Source organism: Xylophilus sp. GOD-11R (assembly GCF_033546935.1).
In the GTDB taxonomy this organism is placed as follows: domain Bacteria; phylum Pseudomonadota; class Gammaproteobacteria; order Burkholderiales; family Burkholderiaceae_C; genus Xylophilus.
Map to the genome: position 1 here is coordinate 441,544 of NZ_CP137854.1, position 18,486 is coordinate 460,029.

An 18,486-nucleotide genomic window follows, 5' to 3' on the forward strand; every position below is an offset into this window, starting at 1 on the left:
CGCGCCATGACGCTCCTGCAGGCCGGCGCCAGCCAGCTCTACTACGAACTCCACGACGCCCAACCGGGCGCCGAACGCCCCACGCTGGTGCTGATGCACGGTGTCGGCGGCAACCACGGCAGCTGGTTCCACCAGGTCACGGCCTGGCGCGAGCGCTACCGCCTGCTGGCGATCGACGCGCGTGGCTTCGGCAATTCGATCGACGCCGAGCGCCTGGGCCGCGACCGCTTCGTCGACGACCTGCATGCGGTGCTCGACGCGGCGCAGGTCGGCCGGGCGATCTTCATCGGCCAGTCGATGGGCGGCGGCACCGCGCTGAGCTACACGCTGCGCCATCCCGAGCGGGTGGCCGCACTGGTGCTGGCCGACACGATGTTCGGTATCGCCCTATCGGGTGAGCAGCGTGATCGCATGGCCGCGCTCACCGCGCGCAACGCGGGCCTGACGCAGATCCAGCGAGTGCTGGGACCGACCTGCGTGGCCGCGCAGCCGGCCATGGCCACGCTCTACACCACGCTGGCGAGCTTCAACCGCGCCAACGTGCGCACGCTGGTCGGCACGCAGGCGCTGCATCCGCCCGGGCAACTGGCGGCGACCGGCGTGCCGGTGCTGTTCCTGGTGGGGGACGAGGACGTGCTGTTTCCGCCGGCCGAGGTGCAGGAGGTGCAGCGTCAGGTGCCGGGCTCGGACTTCGTCTGCCTGCCGGCGTCCGGCCATTCGGCCTACTTCGAGACGCCGGACGCCTTCAACGCCGCGGTGCTGGGCTGGCTGGCGGGGCGCGGCATCGCGCTTTGATCCTCTCTTCTCCGGCTCCATGACCAACGGCCCGCGGACGCGGGCCGTTTGTCTTGGAGCGACGGAAATCAGGCCGCGCTGAACTCGGCTACGGTACCGGTCGGCAGGTGGCGCGCGGCACGCAGGCCGACGTCGTCCCAGGCCATGCCCGAGGCCAGGCTGCGCGAGGCGGCGAGCTCGGCGGCGCGCGACTGGGTGTGGTCGGTCAGCGGGCGTTCGCGGCGCTGCCACAGGGCCAGCGCTTCCTCGACGGTGTCGGTCTCCTCAGTCGCCACGGCCAGGCCGAGGGCGTTCATGATCGCGCAGCCCGCGCCCTGGGCCAGCGTGGGCGGCATGGCGTGGGCCGAGTCGCCCACGATCGCGACCTTGCCGCTCGACCAGGTCTTGAGCACCGTCTTCTCGTAGAGGTCGTAGCGGCCCCGGTCGGCCAGAGTCGTGAGCACCGGGCGCAGGGCGGGGAACGCGGCCGACCAGATTTCGGGGTCGACCGGGATCGCGTTGGCGGCCGGGTCGTTGAGCGGCGCCATCATGGCCATGTAGAGCGTGTTCTCGCCGCAGGGCGTGTAGAGGATGCGCAGGGTGCGCTCGCGCGTGGCCCAGAAGTCGATGACCCGGTCCCATTCGCCGCCCTTGAGCGGGCCGCGGTCGGTGAGCACGCGGATCAGGCCGTCCTGATAGGCCTTGCGTTCCATGGGCAGTTGCAGCGAGTCGCGTACCTTGGACTTCACGCCGTCGGCGCCGATCACCAGGTCGGCCTTCAGCCGCGAACCGTCGGCCAGCAGCAGCTCGCCCTCGGGCGTGGCGCCGATCGCCTCGGAACTGGTGACCAGTTCGACGCCGACGCGGCGCGCGGCCGACAGCATCGCCTGGTAGAGATGCTGGCGCGTCATGGTGAGCAGGCGCAGGCTGCCCGGGCTGTTGACCGGCTCGAAGGAGCGGGTGACGCCGTCGGTGCGGGTTTCGTAGCCGGTGCAGGCGAAGGCGCCGTCGAGCACGTCGCGATAGGCGCCCAGCGAGTCGAGCACGTGCAGGCCGTTGTCCCAGATGAAGATGCCGGCGCCGAAGGCGCGCAGTTCCGGATTGCTCTCGTGCACCCGGGCGGTCCAGCCGCGCTGGCGCAGGGCGATGGCCGAGGCGAGGCCGGCGAAACCGGCGCCGGCGATCTCGGCGTGTCGTGAACGGGTCATGGTGGTCCTCTGCGGATGGAAATGAAATGGCTGAAGGTGTGAATAAACCTTCTGCGCGTCCCGATCTCGCGCCTGCGGTCCTCGCCGTACGAAAGTACGGCTGCGGTCCCCGGCACGACTTCGGGCCTGCTCGACAACGGTTTCTTCACACCTTCAGGTGCCTACGGCGAGGGGGGCGCCGAGTTTGCGCAGCAGCGCGATCACGCTCTGCGCGGTGATGCGGCCGGTCTTGGGGTTCTCGCTCGGTATGTTCTGGATCGTCATCGTGAACGAGGCGGCATCCGAGTCGACGGTGATCGAGTGGGTGTTGCGGGTGATGGTGGGGTCGGCCCAGATCTCGAGCTCGGTGCGGTCCGGCCCGATACCCGCCAGCGACAGCGAGATCGCCACGTTGAGGTTGGCCGGGAAGCCGGTCGCCGCCTCGCGCGCCTTGCCCGCGAAGATGCGCAGCGGCTCGGTGATGCCTTCAATGTCGATGTTGTTGGCCGCCAGGAAGGGCGCGCCGCGAAAGCCTTCGACCGGCTTGCGCGAGACCATGCGCACCGAGCGGATCTCGCCCTCGGCGGCGGCGATGACCGCGTCCAACCCGAGCAGCGCGCCGGTCGGCACCAGGATCTGGCCGCCGTGCGCGCGCGCCAGTTCGATCAGGTGCGCATGCTCGAGCAGCGCGCCGGAGCTCAGCACGACCAGCTTCTTGCCGGCCTTGAGCACCGGCGCGCCGAGGGTCGGCATCAGCGCGGCCGGGGCGCATTCGATCACCAGGTCGCAGTGCTCCACCAGCGATTCCAGGCCGGTCACCGGTACCGGATGCTTCAATTCGGCGGCGATCCAGTCCTGGGCGGCCTGGATATTGCGTGCGGCTACCGCACCCAGGGTCATGCCGGGAATGCCGGCGTCGATGGCGCGGGCCAGTGTCTTGCCGATGGTTCCCAGGCCGGCGATGCCGATCCGCGTGGCCTTGACCTCGTTGTGCTTGTCCATGTGCTTTCGTCGCTTTCGGTTCGTTGGTATCGCGATGGGTCGATCCTAGAAGCGGGCGCGGCGGTGGAACAAACGATTTTTGAAGCGCGCATGCATCACGCATGTGCATGCATGGCCTGCGCGTCCGGCAGATGGATCAGTTCGATTCATGCATCGACGGCGGATTAATCGTTTGTGGCGGGCGGCCCCGGCTTCCTAACATGGCCGCTAGCCCGCTCCTGTGCAGCACCCGTACCACCCGGTACCGCAGGGCACCACGACTTCCGAACCCGAGAAAGCGACCCATGTCCCAGCTTCCCAACGTTGCCGTGCCCCGTGTGGTCTCCCGCCGCCAGGTGCTCCAGTCCACCGCTGCCGTGGCCGGTGCCGCCAGCGTCGGCCTGGCCGCTCCGGCCTTCGCGCAGGGCGCCACGCGCAACGTCAAGTTCACCCTGCCGTGGCTGGCCCAGGGCGCCACGGACTACGTCTACATCGCCGAGGAACAGGGCCTGTTCAAGAAGCGCGGCATCAGCGTGCAGATCAGCCGCGGCTTCGGTTCGCTGGCGGCCGCGCAGGCCATCGGCGCCGGTCAGTTCGACTTCGGCCTGGTGTCGGCCAGCTCGACCATCCTGAGCGCGGCCAACGGCCTGCCGCTGGTGGCGCTGGCCACGACCAACTACGAAGCCTTTCTGGGGCTGCTGGTGCGTGCCGATTCGCCGATCCGCTCGCCCAAGGACCTCGAAGGCAAGCGCATGGGCGGCGTGCCGGCCTCGGTGGAGTTTCCGCTGTGGCGGGCCTTCGCCAAGCGCGCCGGCGTGGACGACACCAAGGTCAGCATCGTGCAGGCCGACCCGCGCGTGGTGGAGCGCACCCTGGTCGACAAGCAGATCGACGCCTATTTCTGCGTGGCCAGCACTTCCTACGCGGTGTGCAAGGGCATGGATGTCGACACCCGCGCGATCCTGCTGGCCGACTACGGCCTGCCTTTCTATTCCAACAACATCGTGACCCGCCAGGAAGTGCTGGAGCGCGATCCCGGCCTGTGCAGGGACGTGACCGAAGCCCTGCTGGAGGCGCTGGCCTTCACGGTGCGGGAGCCCGACGCGGCGCTGGACATCTTCCTGAAGAAGGTGCCCGAACTCACGCTGACCAAAGGCGGCCGCGAGAACGCGCGCTTGAGCCAGGGTTTCATGCTGTCTTCGGTGCCGCGTCCGGAATCGATGGAGCACGGACTGGGCTGGAGCGACATGAACCGGGTCAAGACCATGACCGACCTGGTGATGGACTACGCCGCGCCGTCCACCGCCAAGCGTCCCGACCTCGCCAGGCTGTTTACCAACCAGTTCGCCGGCACCGTCAAGCTCAGCCCGCAGGAGTGGACGAAGGCGCAGGGCCAGTTCAAGGAATTCCCCAGCCTGCTCAAGAGCTGATGCCGAAAAAACCGGGGCAGGCGCAGAAGCAGGAGCAACACCGATGAGCAACAGCAGCGACAAGCACCTCGATTTGTGGAAGGTCTCCAAGGTCTACCAGGGCAAGGCCGGGCCGGTGGAGGCGGTGAGCGACGTCAGCCTGTCGATCCGCGAGGGCGAGTTCGTCTCCATCCTGGGGCCGAGCGGCTGCGGCAAGTCGACGCTGATGATGATGATGGCGGGCCTCGAGGACATCACCGAGGGCGTGATCATCGAGCGTGGCCGCGAGGTGACCGGGCCGCGCCCGGACGTCGGCCTGATCTTCCAGGACGCCACCCTGCTGCCCTGGCTCTCGGTGCTCGACAACGTGCTGTTCCCGGTGCGCATCCTCAAGCGGCCACGCGCCGACTACCTGCCGCGCGCGCTGGAACTGCTGAAGATGACCGGCCTGTCGGACTTCGCCCACCACCGGCCGGCGCAGCTGTCGGGCGGCATGCGCCAGCGGGCCTCGATCTGCCGGGCGCTGGTGCTCGACCCGCCGCTGCTGATGATGGACGAGCCCTTCAGCGCGCTCGACGCCATCACCCGCGACGAGATGAACTTCGCGCTGCTCGACATCTGGCAGCGCCATCCCAAGACCGGCGTGTTCATCACCCACAGCATCCGAGAGGCAGTGCTGCTGTCCGACCGGGTGCTGGTGATGACGCGCCGGCCCTCCACCGTGGTGTGCGACCTGACGATTCCGTTCCCGCGCCCGCGCCGGCCGGAGATCGTGGAGACGCCCGAGTTCACCGCCATCTGCGCCCAGCTGCGCAGCCAGATCGAAGCCGGCTATGCCGCCGAGCAGGGCAACACCCTGCGCGCGGCCGCCGCCACCGCCGCGACGGTCGAATGAAGGCCGCCGCCCTGAACGCCGCCACCGGCCTGCGCACCACGCCGCAGGCGGGGGGCACGACCCAGTCCAAGACCACGATGCCCGAACCGCTCCGAACCGAATCGTCCGCGACGCCAGCGCCCGCCGAACCATCGCTGGCCGAACTCGCCGCGCGCCGGGCCGCCCGTCGCAAGCCGGCCGCGCGCCGCCCGGCCGGGCCGATGGAGCTGGTCGCGCTGCCGTTGTTCACCGTGGCGCTGCTGCTGGGGGTGTGGGAGATCCTGGTGCGTCAGTACAAGGTGCCGGTCAGCCTGCTGCCGGCGCCCAGCGCCATCGGGGCGAGGCTGGTGGAAACCTTCCCGACCCTGCTGCAGCACACCGTGCCGACCACCATCGAGACGGTGGCGAGCTTCGCGCTGGCCAGCGTCGCCGGTGTGATGCTGGCGATCCTGCTCACCTACTCGCGGCTGGTGAACTCGGCGCTCTACCCGAGCGTGGTGTTCTTCCAGCTTATCCCCAAGGTGGCGCTGGCGCCGCTGTTCATCGTCTGGATGGGCATCGGCAGCCCGGCGCGGCTGGCCTTCGCGGTGTTCATCGCCTTCTTCCCGGTAGTGGTGGCCACCATGGCCGGCCTGCGCGACACCCCGCCCGACATGCTGCGCCTGTGCCGCGGGCTCACCGCCACGCCCTGGCAGGTGTTCACCTCGGTGCGCCTGCCCTATGCGGTGCCGCACATCTTCAGCGGCATGAAGATCGCGGTGACCTTCTCGATGATCGGCGTGATCGTGGCCGAGTTCATCAGCGCGCAGGAAGGGCTGGGCTACCTCATCGTCTTCGCCTCGTCGCAGGCCGACACCGCGCTGATCCTGGCCGCGATCCTGGTGCTTTGCACCATGGGGCTGGTGCTCTACGCATTGGTGGTCTGGGCCGAGAAGATCGCGCTGCGGCTCTACGGCGCGCACTGAGGCCCTTTCCGGCGGCGGTCCGGTGGACCCGTGCTCATGCTTACCAATGCTGTGTCCTGGAGATGGCACACTGGTCCGATACAACGATCGGAAACCAGCGGATGGGCACGATTTCTTCTCCTTCCACGTCTTCATCGGGCTGCGAAGGCTGCCGTCAGGACGGCGGACTGTTTCCCTTCACCATGGCATTCCAGCCGGTCGTGCATCTGCCGAGCCGCAGCATCTATGCGCACGAGGCACTGGTGCGCGGGCCGGCAGGTGAGAGCGCTTATTCGATTCTTTCGCAGGTGAGCCAGGACAACCGCTACGCCTTCGATCAGGCGTGCCGGGTCAAGGCGATCGAGCTGGCGGCACGGCTGGGCATGCGCTCGCGCCTGAGCATCAACTTCCTGCCGAACGCGGTGTACCGCGCGGAGGCCTGCATCAAGCTCACGCTGGCCACGGCCGAGAAGTACGGGTTTCCGGTGCAGAACATCATTTTCGAGCTGACCGAGGACGAGCGTTCGCGCGACCTGCCGCACCTCGAATCGATCTTCACCGAATACCGTCGGCGCGGCTTCATCACCGCCATCGACGACTTCGGCGCAGGGTATGCGGGGTTTGAATTCCTGGCCGCTTTCCAGCCGGACGTCATCAAGCTCGACATGGGCCTGGTGCGCGGCGTGCATGAGCACCGGGCCAAACGGGCGATCGTGTCCGGAATGATGGCGATCTGCCGCGAACTCGGCATTCGCGTGGTCGGCGAGGGCGTCGAAACCCGCGAGGAGCTTCGCACCCTGGCCGATCTCGGGGTGGAGTACTTCCAGGGCTATCTCTTCGCCAAGCCGGCACTGGAACAGATGCCGGGCGTCGACTGGAGCGGAGCCGACCTGGCCGAAGGTTCAGCGGTGGCGTGAGGAGGTCGACTTTTTCGGGTCGCGTTCGCCCGCGACGGTTTCATCGTCTCCCACGCGGTGGCCCTCGACGACCGACTCGTTGTAGACCTGGTCGGTGACCGGGCCGCGATCGGTGTCGGTCTGGCTGCTGGGCGCATCGGCCTGCCTACCTTCTCCCAACTGGCCGCTGGCCGACTCGTCCGGCTGCCTGGGCGCGGCCGGTTTTTCACCACCGACCTGCGACCAATGGGTATCGCCCTGGCGCTGATCGTGGCGCTGGGCGTTGGTCTGGGCGTCTTGCGCCGCGATGGCGGAATCCTGCGGGTTTGGCATGGGCCACTTTTCGATGGGGAAACGAGGAAAAGCCGGCAGAGCACTCAGGCCGGCATCAGCACTTGCGCCGCGCGGGTGTCGAGCGCCTCGCGCAGCCGTTGGATGCGGCCGTCCTGCGCGATGAGCAGCCCGGCGTAGGTCTGGCGGTAGATACGGCCGGTGGCGGGGATCGGCGCTTCGACCTCGTATTCGGCGAAGGTGCGCTCCGGCGTTTCGATCCAGAACTGGACGTTGCGGAAACCGAAGGCGGGGATCTTCGTCAGCAGGCCGGTGATCAGGCTTTCGATGGCCTGTGGGCCCTGCGCCCGGGCCTGGACCCAGGGCAGTTCCAGCACGCCGTCCGGCGCGAAGAGCCCGGCGGCGGCCGCCGGCGACCGGATGCTGGCGAGGTAGCGGCGCAGCAGTTCGGGTGCGGTGGGCATGGTGTCGCTCCTGTGCGGTTGGCGTTTCAGACCTGGGCCTGGCCGCCATCGGCGAACAGTTCCACGCCGTTGACGAAGGAAGAAGCCTCCGACGCCAGGAAGACCGCCACGCGGGCGATTTCTTCGGGCTCGCCGACCCGGCCCAGCGGCACCTGGCCGCCGAGGTAGTCGAGCAGGCCCTGTTGCTGGGCCGGGTCGGAGCCGGCGAGCTCGACCAGGCCCGGCGTGCGAATGGGGCCGGGCGACAGCGTGTTGACGCGGATCGCCTTGCCCTTGAGGTCGAGCACCCAGCTGCGCGCCAGGTTACGCACGGCGGCCTTGGTGGCGCTGTAGATGCTGAAGTTGGCCGTGCCGAGGATGCTGGTGGTGGAGCCGGCCAGGATGACCGACGCGCCGGCGCGGGCCTTTTCCAGCAGCGGCAGCGCTTTCTGCACCGTGAACACCACGCCCTTCACGTTGCGCTCGAAGGTGTCGTCGAAATGCGCTTCGGTGATTTCGCCCAGCGGCAGCATGGTGCCGCCGCCGGCGTTGGCGTAGAGCACGTCGATGCGGCCGTGCCGCGCGGCGACGGTGGCGAACAGTCGGTCGAGATCGGCGAGCTTGGCGGAGTCGGCCTGAACGCCGGCGGCCTGATCGGGACCGATGGCCGCCACCGCCGCGTCCAGCTCGGCCCGGCGACGGCCGGTGAGGTACACGAAAGCGCCTTCCGCCGCGAAGGCCTTGGCGGCTGCCAGGCCGATGCCCGAGGTGGCGCCGGTGACGACGGCGACCTTGCCGGTGAGTTGCTGTGCCATGTCTTTCTCCAAACGGGTTTCAGAAGCCGTCAGGTTAATTGGGCCGTTCCAATGAATAAAGATGACTTTATGAAGAACATAATTCAGGCGTTTGAATAATAGGAGTGGCCCATGGACCAGCTTCTCGCCCTGCGGGTGTTCGTGCGCATCGCCGAGACCGGCGGTTTTTCCAAGGCGGCCGACCAGCTGAACATTCCGCGCCCCACGGTGACCAAGCTGGTCCAGGATCTGGAGCAGCACCTCGGCACCCGGCTGCTGCGGCGCACCACGCGGCGGGTGCAGGTGACGGCCGAGGGGTCGGCTTACTACGAACGCGCCCGGCGCGTCGTCGCCGAGGTCGAGGAGATGGACCAGCAGGCCGGCGGATCGCGCACCCAGCTGAGCGGGCGGCTGCGGGTGGATGTCGGCTCGGTCGTCGCCAACCGCATCCTGCTGCCGGCCCTTGCGCGCTTTCGCGAGCGCCACCCCGGTCTGCGGCTGGAGCTCGGCGTCAGCGACCGGCCGATCGACCTGGTCGGCGACGGCGTCGACTGCGCGATACGGGGTGGCGAGTTGCCTGACAACCGCATGGTGGCGCGGCGCCTCGCCTCGCTCGGCTGGGTTACCTGCGCCAGCGCCGACTACCTGCACCGACACGGCGAGCCGCGTCATCCCGACGAGCTGGCCGCCAGGGCGGACGGGCCGGGCGGCCATGCGCTGGTGGGCTACTTTTCGTCGCTATCGGGCCGGGCTTTCCCGCTGGAGTTCCAGCGAGGCGGCGAGAGCATCCTGGTCCCACCCGACGCCGGCGTGCTGTGCAACGAGAGCACGGCGCATGTCCAGGCCCTGGCTTGCGGGCTGGGCCTGGGCCAGACTTTCCGCTTCGCCGCCGAGCGCCATCTCGCCGACGGCAGCCTGCGCGAGCTGCTTGCCGACTGGAGTCGGCCGGCGCAGACCTTCAGCCTGGTCTACCCGGGCGGGCGCGACCTGAGCGCGAAGATTCGCGCGTTTTCCGACTGGGCGGCCGAGCTGTTCGCGCCGCTCGATGCCGGCCGCCCGGCATCCACGGCCTAGTTGCCCGCCCGCTGGAAGACCGCCGCGCCGTTGACGTTGCCCAGCACCGGATTGGCGGTGACCGAATAGGTCAACCCCGCCCGCAATGCGCCCGCGCCGCTGAAGATGCCGTTGATGACCGCCGGTATCGCCACGCCCGAGGCTGCCGCCGGCACGATGGTCGCGGCCGGCAGCCCGGTCTGGCGGAACTGGCCATTGCCGCCGACGGTGTAGCTGGCGCCGCCGAAGCCGAGGTCGAGCTGGGTCGACAGCGTCCCGCTGCCGAAGTTGACCGCAAGCGCGGCCGACTGGACCGTGCCCGCGCCCAGCGTCGACGACACCGGCGGGGTGCCACCGACCATGGCGTAGCTGGCCGTGCCGGTGGTGGGCATCGACAGGTCGGGCGTAGGCGTGCCGACGATGTAGTGCACGTCGGTGATCGTCGGCGGGCCCGACACGCCGCTGATCGTGCCCACCTCCCATCGGCCCCAGCCGATGAAGTCGGCGCTGCCGGGGGTGCCCAGCCCGCCGGCGTTGGCGCTGGCCGACGTCAGCGTGCCGGTTTTGTCCAGATTGGGCTGGCTGCCGCGCGGCGTGAAGCTCGTTAGCTCGGCGCCGTAGAAGAAGACCCGGTCGCCGTCGGCGGTGAGGTTGCGCTGGGCCGATGCGCCGGTGTTGTCGAGGTAGGCGAAGGTGGCGGCGTAGCCGGTGGCGACGCTGCCGCTGAAGCTGGGCGTGAAGGCCGGCAGCAGATTCGATTGCTCGAAGGCCAGCGCGCCGCCGAAGTTGCCTACGTTGCCGGTGCCGCCGGAAAAAGCGATGCCCGCCTTGTTGCCCAACAGGCCGGCGTAGAAGCCCTGGGCCGCGCCGGCGCCGCAGGCGTCGGCGCCGCTGGTGCAGGCGGTGCCGCCGATCGACAGCAGGCCGGCCAGCGAAGAGCCGGTGCCGACGAGGCTGCCGGCGAGCGTGTAGGCGGCCGAACCGAGGCCGTCGGCGCGCGGCAGATTCAGGCCGACCGACAGGTTGCCCCGGCTGCTGCCGGTGCCGAGCAAATCGACGACCAGCGAACCGGACGTGACGGAGCCGGCCAGGTTGCGGTCGGTGTAAACGGGTGTCGCGGCCTGCAGGGCATAGGTGGCGCGCTGACCGGCGATGCCCGCGATGGCGATGCCCGGCGTGCCGAGCACATAGGAAAAGCGCGCGTCGGTGGAGGTGGTGGCGCCCGAGGTCCAGGTGGCACCGTCCCAGGTGCCGAGCACGAGCAGGTCGCCTGTCAGCGCGTTGCCCAACCGGTAGGAGACCGCGTCCTGCGTGCCGGTACGCACCGCGTTGCCGGCGGTCGAGGTGAACTGCTGCGGCGCGGAGCCGCTGTCGAAGCCGACGGTGGCAGACGTGGCCAGGCGCTGCTGCGTCGTGTAGCCGGTGCCGGCGGTGGTGGTGGCGACGCCGGCCACCGTCAGGCCGCCCTGGGTGCTGACGGGCGCAGGCGGTGCGGGCGGAACAGGAGCCGGTGGTGTCGGCGCGGGTGGCGCAGGCGGGACCGGTGCCGGTGGCGCAGGTGTTCCCGGTGGCGGCACGGGTGTCGCGCCGGCGTCGGGGTCCGGCGGCGGTGCGGGCGGGGGTGCCGCAGGCGAGGGCGCGGGGGACGGGGCAGGCGGGGTCGCCGTGCCGAGCTGGCTGGCGGCGGCCTCGGCCACCAACAGGCTGCGGCCGTTGGCGTCGCTCTGGTTGGCCACGGTCTGCGCGGCCTGCACGGGCGCGGCCACCGGCAGGCTGGCCCGCTCGCTGGTGCGGCTGGGCAACTGCCCGGCCCGGTCCGGCCGGACGAGGGCGCTTTCGCCCACCGTCAGGCCCACGCAACCGGAGGCGGTGCAGACCTCGATCGCGTCCTGCTCGCCGGCCACCTGCAGGCTGCGGCTCTGCTCGTCGTAGAAGGCGGTGAAGGCCGAACCCCGGATGCCGATCAGCGCGGTCGGCGTCTCCACCTTGTAGTTGTCGTGGTTGCGCTTGCCGATCAGTCCGGTGATGGAGCGCAGGCCGCCGCGCAGCAGGTTCACGACGTATCGGTCCTGCGTCGCGTCGTTGCGGTCGGCGTATTCGGTGATGGCGAAGCGGGTGCCGGGCTGGAGCGCGACCAGGCCGCCATCGCTGAAGCGGATCTGCACCCGGCCGTCGGCGCCGGTGGTGAGCACGTCGCCGCTCTCCACCGCGGCGCCCTTGCGCAGCGGCAGTTCGGTCTGCTGTCGGCGCACCGTGACATCGCCCAGGGCGAACTGCACCGTGCCGGCGGGCGTCTGGGCCAGGCCGGCCAGGGGGTGGCAAGCCACGATCGCCAGGGCGAGCGTGGACAGTCTGAAGTGGGTGTCGGTTGTCATTCAGAACTCGCGGCGGGCGATGACCGAGAACACCGTCTTGTGGAAGTCGGCGATGGGAGAGTTCGAATCGACCCGGGTGAGGGCGATCTGCGGCGTCACCCGCCAGCGGGGCGCGAGGTCCCACAGCAGGCCGAAGTTGACGGTGGCCTGGTGGTCGGTGCGGCGCAGCAGGAAGAAGGGGTCTTCGCCGCCGTAGCGGCGACGCTCCCAGCCGAGGGTGGCGAAGCCCGCCAGCGTCGCCGTCAGCGGTGCCTGACCGCCGGCGCGCAGGCCGATCAGCCGGTGGCCGAGCTGGTCGACGTCGTCGGCCCGGGTGGCCTCCCGGCCGACGTACGCACCGCCGTAGGCGAGCTGGCCGCCGGCGAAGCGATGGGCGTAGGACGTGCCGAGCACGGTGCGATCGGTGTCGCGGACCGACTGGCCGGGGTAGTGCAGCCGGGCGTACTGCAGGTAGGTGTCGATCTGCCGGAAACCGTCGAGTCGGTAGACCCATTCGGCGGTGCCGCCGGCGGTCTCGCGCAGCGAGCGGCCGTCATAGCGAAAGCTCGACACCTGCGTCGCCAGGATCACCTCGTGGCGTTCGTGCCGGTAGGAAACGCCGACGTTGCCGTCGGCCTGTCCCGTGTCCATGCCGTCCACCGCCGAGGTGTTGGGCCGCGCGTAGGCACTGGCGCCCGCGATGACCGACCAGCGAGGATCGAGCACCCAGCGGCCGGCAAGGCCTGCGCCGCCGGTGACGAAGCTCGACTTCTGCCGCACGCCGGACGGGTCCAGGGTGAGCAGCAGGCCGCCGAATGCCGGTACCGCGACGTTGGCGCCGGCGGGGCCGCTGTTGACGTTGCTGTCGTAGCCGAAGCCGGCCTCGACATAGCCACGCACCGACGATCGGCTCGCGTCCTCGACCCGATCGATGGCGTTGAGAAAGCGGTCGATGGTGAGCGCCGCGCCGTCGGGCACCTGTCCGGCGCGAGCCTGCTGCAGCAGCGTGCGGGCGGCGGCGTTGTCGCCCACGGCGAACAGCGCGCGGCCCAGTTCGGCCTGGATGCGCGCCTGGCCGGGCTGGACGGCCATTACCCGCTCCAGGGCCATGATGGCGCGCGGATAGTCGCCGGCGTCGTTGGCGGCCATGCCGAGCACGGTGTCGAAATCCGGATCGCCGGCGCGCTCCACCTCGTGGGTCTGCAACAGGTCGAAGGCGGCGCGGGGCTGGCCGGATTGGTAGAGGCGAAGAGCGGTTCGCACCAGTTCATCGACTTCGGCGTGAGCGCTGGAGATCGACAGACCAACGGCGCACAGCAGCAGCGCTCGCCTCAACAGATTTGCTTGCATATCGGAATGGTCGGAGGCGCGCGAGAGCAAATGCCGCTCCAACTTATGCCATTGGATACGACTGTAATCTGCCGTAACTACCTGGGGCTGAAAACGTGCCCAGGGACAGCGCTTTCCGAGCGAACTGGCGCCATAACGCGACACACAGCGCCATGCAAAAAGGCCGGCATCGGCGCTTTCGCGCCGATGCCGGCCAGTCTCGGCCCGCGAGAAGCGGGAGGACGACAGGTGTGTTTACTGCTTGACCGCTTCGATCTGCGCCACGATGCGCACGTTCTTCGGAATGCCGAACTGCACGCCGTAGTCGGCGCCGAACAGGGTGCGGTCGATGGTTGTCTCGAAGTCGCCGCCGCAGACTTCACGCTTGACCACCGGGCTCTGGTAGCAGGTGAACTGGTTGGCCTTGAAGGTGACCGGCTGGGTCTTGCCCTTGATGGTCATCGTGCCGGCGACCGACACCAGCTTGTCGCCGTCGAAGGTGAACTTGTCGCCGACGAATTTGGCGGTGGGGAACTGGGCCGCGTCGAAGATCTCCGGGCCTTGCAGATGCTTCTCGAAGGCCGGGAAACCGGTGCTGATCGAGGTCATGTCGATGGTCAGCTCGACCTTGCCGGTCTTGGCGGCCTTGTCGAACTGCACGCTGCCTTCCTTCTTGTCGAAACGGCCGCGGTTCACGCTGGCGCCGAAGTGGCTGATCTCGAAGGTGGCGTAGGTGTGGCTCGGGTCGACGGCGTAGGTGGCGGGTTCGGCGTGGGCGACACCGGTGGCCAGGGTGGCGGCAGCGGCGAGGGCGAAGAGGGTGTGGCGCATGGTTTTCGATCGGGAGGTTGGAAGAAAGCAGGAGGGAAACAGCGGAAGAAGAGAGCGGGGCGGCGGGGCGGTCAGATCTTGCCGATGCCGGTCAGCGCGAGCTTGAACTTGACCTGCACGTCGTCGGCCACCATGGAGGTGTCGGCCCATTCGTTCTCGCCGATCTTGAAGGCCAGTCGCTTGATGGCGAAGGCGCCGGTGGCGGTGGTGGTGGCGCCGCTCTGAGTCATGGCGACCGGCACGGTGAGGTCTTGCGCATTGCCCTTGATGCTCAGCTTGCCGGCCACCTCGTACTTGCCGCCGCCGAGCGACTTGATGGCGGTCGACTGGAAGGTGGCCTGCGGGAACTTGGGCACGTTGAACCAGGTGGCCTTGGGCAGTTCGGCGTCGGACTCCTTCACGCCGACGGTGGCGCTGCCGGTGTCCACGGTGAAGGCGATCTTGCTGGCCGCGAGCTGGGCCGGGTCGAAGGAGACCTGCGCGTCGAACTTGCGGAACTGGCCTTCGACCGGCACGCCCATCTGCTTGCTCACGAAGGTGATCTGGCTCTGCGCCGGCACCAGGGCCTGCTGCGCGAACACGGGTGCGGCAGCCAGGAGGGCGGCCGCGGAGACGAGCGCCGCGCGGGTCAGGGTCGTCGAAAGAATCATGGAGTCGCTCCGTCAGGCAAAGGGGTGAAGAGAGGGGAAGCGCGAAATCAGGCGCGGCCGGGCAGCATGCGCCAGAGCAGGCCGTCGCGGTCGATGAGCTGGTGCTTCACCACGGCGGCCACGTGCAGCACGACGAGGCCCGCCAGCGCATAGGCGGTGATCCGGTGCCAGGGCTTGATCGCCTCGGCGAGCTCGGGGCTCACCGGCACGAAGCTCGGCAGTGGCAGCACGCCGAACAGCACGATGGGAAAACCCGCCGCCGAGCTGTAGGCCCAGCCGACCAGCGGCACGATGAAGAAGAGCGCATACATCAGGTGATGCGTGCCGTGGTGCGCCACGTGCTGCCAGCGCGGCATGGCCTGCGCGATGTCGACGGGCAGGGCGGGCGGGCGGTGCGTCAGGCGCCAGAGCAGACGCGCCACCGACAGCGCCAGGATCGTGACGCCGGCCCACTTGTGCCAGTTGTAGAGCTTCAGCCGCATCGGCGAGAAGGGCAGGCCGGCCATGTAGAGCCCGACGCAGAAGATGCCGATCAGCGCGGCGGCCAGCAGCCAGTGCAGGCCGATGGCGACGGCGCCGTACCGGGTGCGTCTGGGGGAGGAATGGGTCATGGCGTGGACGTGGAGGTGGGGCAAGCGGTCCCGCAGTCTATGAAGCCGGCCATGCACCGCGTTTCAATGTAATTGACTCCACTGTGCAAATTATTTGATGAGTGACGCCGGCTGCATCGCAGTTATCAGCAGGTATTTACCTGCTCGATAAGCGAAACGCCTGCATGTCGGCGAGGGCCGACCGGTCAGTCCTGTACATGACTCAAGCTGTTATGAATATTTCTATTGGTAGAATCCCGTAGTTCCGGTACCCAGGTTTTCCCTGATGCCGGTGTGGCGTGGCGAGGACAGAGGTGCCGATTCGAGTCGGTCGACGTGTTCGCCCGTCGATCAGACCAGTGGTCATCCCAGCAAGCCACGCTCGGCATCGCTCATCTTCATCGGATGGCGCTGTCCGGTGCGACGCCAGCCAGGACCCGCTCCCGCCGGGCATCGCCCTTTCGCCGGGCGCGCGGCCGGCCGGTTCGAAAACGATGTGGCGCGCTTCGATGGTCGCCGCCCCGTTCTTCAACCGAGCCGTTCCGCCGATGTCGCCGACTGTTCCCGCCACCCGACGAAAATTTCTTTTGTCGTCGTTGATAGCGCTACCCGCCCTGGGTGTCGCGCTGCACTCTCTCACCGCCGCTGAGGCAGCCGACCTCGCCGCGCCCGATCTGCAGGCTTACAAGCCAGAATTCTTTTCCGGCGACGAATGGAAGTTCGTCTTGGCGGCCGTCGACCGGCTGATCCCGGCGGGCGGGCGCGGACCCGGCGGCCTGGAGACCAACGTGCCGATCTTCATCGACCAGCAGATGCACGGCGACTTCGGCCACGACATCTACCTCGAAGGCCCGTTCGACATCCACGCGCCCAAGGAGCTCGGCTACCAGATTCCCTACAAGCCGCAGGACATCTACAAGAAGGGCATCGAGGCGACCAACGCCTGGTGCCGCGCGCAGAACGCCGGCAAGAATTTCTGGGACCTGGACGCGGCCGGCCAGGACGCGGTGTTGACCGCACTGCAGAAGAACCAGGCCGACCTCGCCGCCCATGGCGAAACCACGATGAAAGCCAGCCAGTTCTTTGGCGAAATGCTGTCGGACAGTAAGAACGGCTACCTCTCCGATCCGATCTACGGCGGCAACAAGGGCATGAAGGCCTGGATCGCCATCGGCTTCCCGGGCGCCCGGGCCAGCTTTCACGAGTGGGTCACGCAGCACAACGTGAAGTACCCACTGGGTCCCGTCAGCCTGAAGGGCTTGCGCGCCTGAAGGCGCGGGCTTCCTCACAACATCTAGGTATTTCCTCGTGGCAAAAATCACCAATGACGAAGTCGATGTCGTCGTCGTCGGGCTCGGCTGGGCCGGCTCGCTGATGAGCATCGAACTGGCCCAGGCGGGCCTGAAGGTCCGCGCGCTCGAACGTGGCGGCGATCGCACCAATGCCGAGACGGCCTATCCGAAGCCGGCCGACCAGTACGCCTACGCCGTGCGCAACAAGATCATGGTCACCCCGCGCGACGGCGCCCTGACCGTGCGCCACACCGCAGCCGACACCGCACTGCCCACCCGCAAGTGGGGCGCCTTCGTGCCCGGCACGGGCGTGGGCGGCTCCGGCCTGCACTGGACCGGCGTGCTGATCCGGCCGACGCCGACCGACATCAAGCTCAAGACGTATGCCGACCAGGCCTACAAGAAGGGCCAGCTCGAAGCGGGCATGCAGATCCAGGACTTTCCGTTCACCTGGGACGAGATCGAGCCGTATCTCGACTTCTTCGACAAGGTCTGCGGCCTGTCGGGCAACACCGGCAACCTGCGTGGCGAGATCCAGCCCGGCGGCGACCCGTTCGAAGGTCCGCGCTCCTCGCCCTTTCCGCTGCCCGCGCTGAAGGACACGCTCAACAACAAGATGTTCGCGGAAGTGGCGACCAAACTCGGCTACCACCCGTTCCCCAATCCGTCGGCCAACGTGTCGCAGGCCTGGACCAACCCGTATGGTTGCCAGATCGCGCCCTGCAACTATTGCGGCTACTGCAGCAAGTACCCCTGCCTCAACTACTCCAAGGCCTCGCCGCAGACCACGGTGCTCGATGCGCTCAAGCGCATGCCCAACTTCTCCTACCGGGTCAACGCCAACGTGCTCAAGGTGGAACTCCACCCCGACGGCAAGACCGCGCGCGGCGTGACCTATGCCGATGCCGACAACAACGAAGTCTTCCAGCCAGCCAGGATCGTCGTGCTGGCGGGCTTCCAGTTCGTCAACGTGCGGCTGATGCTGCTGTCGGGCATCGGCAAGCAGTACGACCCCCGGACCGGTGAGGGCACCATCGGTCGCAACTACGCCTTCCTGAGCAACGGCGGCGCCACCCTGTTCTTCAAGGACAAGAACTTCAACCCGTTCGCCACCGCCGGTGCCACCGGCCAGATGTTCAACGACATCTCGCCCGGCAACTTCGACGGCCCCGGCCTGGGATTCATCGGCGGCGCCAAGATCCACAGTTCGCAGGCCACCGGCACGCCCATCGGCACCTCGCTGCCCAAGGGCACGCCAGGTTGGGGTCAGGGCTGGAAGGACGGCATGCAGGACTGGTATGGCCACTCGATGAAGGTCAGCATCACCACCAGCTGCATGTCCTACCGCGACCACTACGTCGACCTGGACCCGACCTACAAGGATCCCTGGGGCCAGCCGCTGCTGCGCATCACCTTCGACTGGAAGCAGAACGAGCTCAAGCTGCAGCAGCACCTGCGCAAGATCGTGGGCGACATCACCAGGGAGCTCGGCCCCGACAGCTACTCCGAGGACTTCCTGTCGCTGGACTCGCACTGGGACATCACCAAATACGTGTCGACCCACAACGTGGGCGGCGCGGTGATGGGCGATTCACCCAAGACCAGCGCGCTCAACAAGTACCTGCAGAGCTGGGACGTACACAACGTCTTCGTGCCGGGCGGCAACGCCTTTCCGCAGAACTTCCAGGCCAACCCCACGGCCATGATCGGCGCGATCTCGATCATGTCCGCGCGCGCCATCAAGGATCACTACCTCAAGAACCCCGGCCCGCTGGTGCAGGCATGAACGGGGCG

General features: G+C 68.3%; 18 protein-coding genes. 8 read left to right on the forward strand and 10 right to left on the reverse strand.

Annotation, left to right across the window (positions count from 1 at the left end):
- The first annotated feature begins 6 nt into the window (after nt 1-6).
- Nucleotides 7-795, forward strand: a complete 789-nt coding sequence (locus R9X41_RS02010) for an alpha/beta fold hydrolase (RefSeq protein ID WP_318633233.1) — start codon at nt 7-9, stop codon at nt 793-795.
- A gap of 68 nt (nt 796-863) precedes the next feature.
- Here R9X41_RS02010 and R9X41_RS02015 read toward each other — a convergent pair whose 3' ends face one another.
- Together R9X41_RS02015 and R9X41_RS02020 are read right to left on the reverse strand one after the other, a co-directional pair.
- Entirely contained in the window at nt 864-1,982 is a 1,119-nt protein-coding gene (locus tag R9X41_RS02015) for an FAD-dependent oxidoreductase (RefSeq protein WP_318633234.1), read from the reverse strand.
- Nucleotides 1,983-2,135: 153 nt separating this feature from the next.
- A complete protein-coding gene (locus tag R9X41_RS02020) occupies nt 2,136-2,963 on the reverse strand; it encodes an aspartate dehydrogenase (protein ID WP_318633235.1) in 828 nt (275 codons plus the stop codon).
- 284 nt (nt 2,964-3,247) lie between these two features.
- Here R9X41_RS02020 and R9X41_RS02025 point away from each other — a divergent pair, with 284 nt between their 5' ends.
- The 4 genes from R9X41_RS02025 to R9X41_RS02040 all read left to right on the forward strand — a co-directional run bounded on the left by R9X41_RS02025 (nt 3,248) and on the right by R9X41_RS02040 (nt 7,086).
- On the forward strand, nt 3,248-4,372 hold the full coding sequence (locus tag R9X41_RS02025) for an ABC transporter substrate-binding protein (protein WP_318633236.1): 1,125 nt from the start codon (nt 3,248-3,250) through the stop codon (nt 4,370-4,372).
- Nucleotides 4,373-4,415: 43 nt separating this feature from the next.
- Nucleotides 4,416-5,246, forward strand: a complete 831-nt coding sequence (locus R9X41_RS02030; protein WP_318633237.1) for an ABC transporter ATP-binding protein — start codon at nt 4,416-4,418, stop codon at nt 5,244-5,246.
- The gene (locus tag R9X41_RS02035) at nt 5,243-6,190 is read left to right on the forward strand and encodes an ABC transporter permease (protein WP_318633238.1); all 948 of its coding nucleotides are present in this window, start codon (nt 5,243-5,245) and stop codon (nt 6,188-6,190) included. The genes R9X41_RS02030 and R9X41_RS02035 overlap by 4 nt, the downstream gene beginning before the upstream one ends.
- A 182-nt stretch (nt 6,191-6,372) precedes the next feature.
- A complete protein-coding gene (locus R9X41_RS02040) occupies nt 6,373-7,086 on the forward strand; it encodes an EAL domain-containing protein (RefSeq protein WP_318633239.1) in 714 nt (237 codons plus the stop codon).
- On the opposite strand, the gene R9X41_RS02045 is transcribed toward R9X41_RS02040, so the two are convergent.
- From R9X41_RS02045 to R9X41_RS02055, 3 genes are read right to left on the reverse strand one after another with little or no spacing between them, the layout of a single operon-like run.
- Nucleotides 7,072-7,398 carry a hypothetical protein gene (locus R9X41_RS02045; protein ID WP_318633240.1) on the reverse strand — a complete coding sequence of 109 codons (327 nt, stop codon included), beginning with the start codon at nt 7,396-7,398 and terminating at the stop codon, nt 7,072-7,074. The genes R9X41_RS02040 and R9X41_RS02045 overlap by 15 nt on opposite strands.
- A 44-nt stretch (nt 7,399-7,442) precedes the next feature.
- Nucleotides 7,443-7,820, reverse strand: coding sequence for a nuclear transport factor 2 family protein (locus tag R9X41_RS02050; RefSeq protein WP_318633241.1), 378 nt, complete (start codon nt 7,818-7,820; stop codon nt 7,443-7,445).
- 26 nt (nt 7,821-7,846) lie between these two features.
- The gene (locus R9X41_RS02055) at nt 7,847-8,614 is read right to left on the reverse strand and encodes an SDR family NAD(P)-dependent oxidoreductase (protein ID WP_318633242.1); all 768 of its coding nucleotides are present in this window, start codon (nt 8,612-8,614) and stop codon (nt 7,847-7,849) included.
- 111 nt (nt 8,615-8,725) lie between these two features.
- Here R9X41_RS02055 and R9X41_RS02060 point away from each other — a divergent pair, with 111 nt between their 5' ends.
- Nucleotides 8,726-9,667 carry a LysR substrate-binding domain-containing protein gene (locus R9X41_RS02060; RefSeq protein WP_318633243.1) on the forward strand — a complete coding sequence of 314 codons (942 nt, stop codon included), beginning with the start codon at nt 8,726-8,728 and terminating at the stop codon, nt 9,665-9,667.
- Here R9X41_RS02060 and R9X41_RS02065 read toward each other — a convergent pair.
- From R9X41_RS02065 to R9X41_RS02085, 5 genes are all read right to left on the reverse strand, one after another.
- Complete coding sequence (locus R9X41_RS02065) at nt 9,664-12,021, reverse strand: FecR domain-containing protein (RefSeq protein WP_318633244.1); 2,358 nt, start codon at nt 12,019-12,021, stop codon at nt 9,664-9,666. The two genes, R9X41_RS02060 and R9X41_RS02065, sit on opposite strands and share 4 nt — an antisense overlap.
- Nucleotides 12,022-13,350 (reverse strand): surface lipoprotein assembly modifier, encoded by a 1,329-nt coding sequence (locus R9X41_RS02070; RefSeq protein WP_318633245.1) that lies wholly within the window; start codon nt 13,348-13,350, stop codon nt 12,022-12,024.
- A 234-nt stretch (nt 13,351-13,584) separates the two neighbouring features.
- Nucleotides 13,585-14,160 carry a YceI family protein gene (locus R9X41_RS02075; protein ID WP_318633246.1) on the reverse strand — a complete coding sequence of 192 codons (576 nt, stop codon included), beginning with the start codon at nt 14,158-14,160 and terminating at the stop codon, nt 13,585-13,587.
- Nucleotides 14,161-14,231: 71 nt separating this feature from the next.
- Entirely contained in the window at nt 14,232-14,810 is a 579-nt protein-coding gene (locus R9X41_RS02080) for a YceI family protein (RefSeq protein WP_318633247.1), read from the reverse strand.
- Nucleotides 14,811-14,857: 47 nt separating this feature from the next.
- A complete protein-coding gene (locus R9X41_RS02085; protein WP_318633248.1) occupies nt 14,858-15,421 on the reverse strand; it encodes a cytochrome b in 564 nt (187 codons plus the stop codon).
- Nucleotides 15,422-15,987: 566 nt separating this feature from the next.
- On the opposite strand from R9X41_RS02085, the gene R9X41_RS02090 reads away from it, so the two are divergent.
- Both R9X41_RS02090 and R9X41_RS02095 read left to right on the forward strand, forming a co-directional pair.
- Nucleotides 15,988-16,671, forward strand: coding sequence for a gluconate 2-dehydrogenase subunit 3 family protein (locus R9X41_RS02090; RefSeq protein WP_318633249.1), 684 nt, complete (start codon nt 15,988-15,990; stop codon nt 16,669-16,671).
- A gap of 37 nt (nt 16,672-16,708) precedes the next feature.
- The gene (locus tag R9X41_RS02095; RefSeq protein ID WP_318633250.1) at nt 16,709-18,478 is read left to right on the forward strand and encodes a GMC family oxidoreductase; all 1,770 of its coding nucleotides are present in this window, start codon (nt 16,709-16,711) and stop codon (nt 18,476-18,478) included.
- The last annotated feature ends 8 nt before the right edge of the window (nt 18,479-18,486 follow it).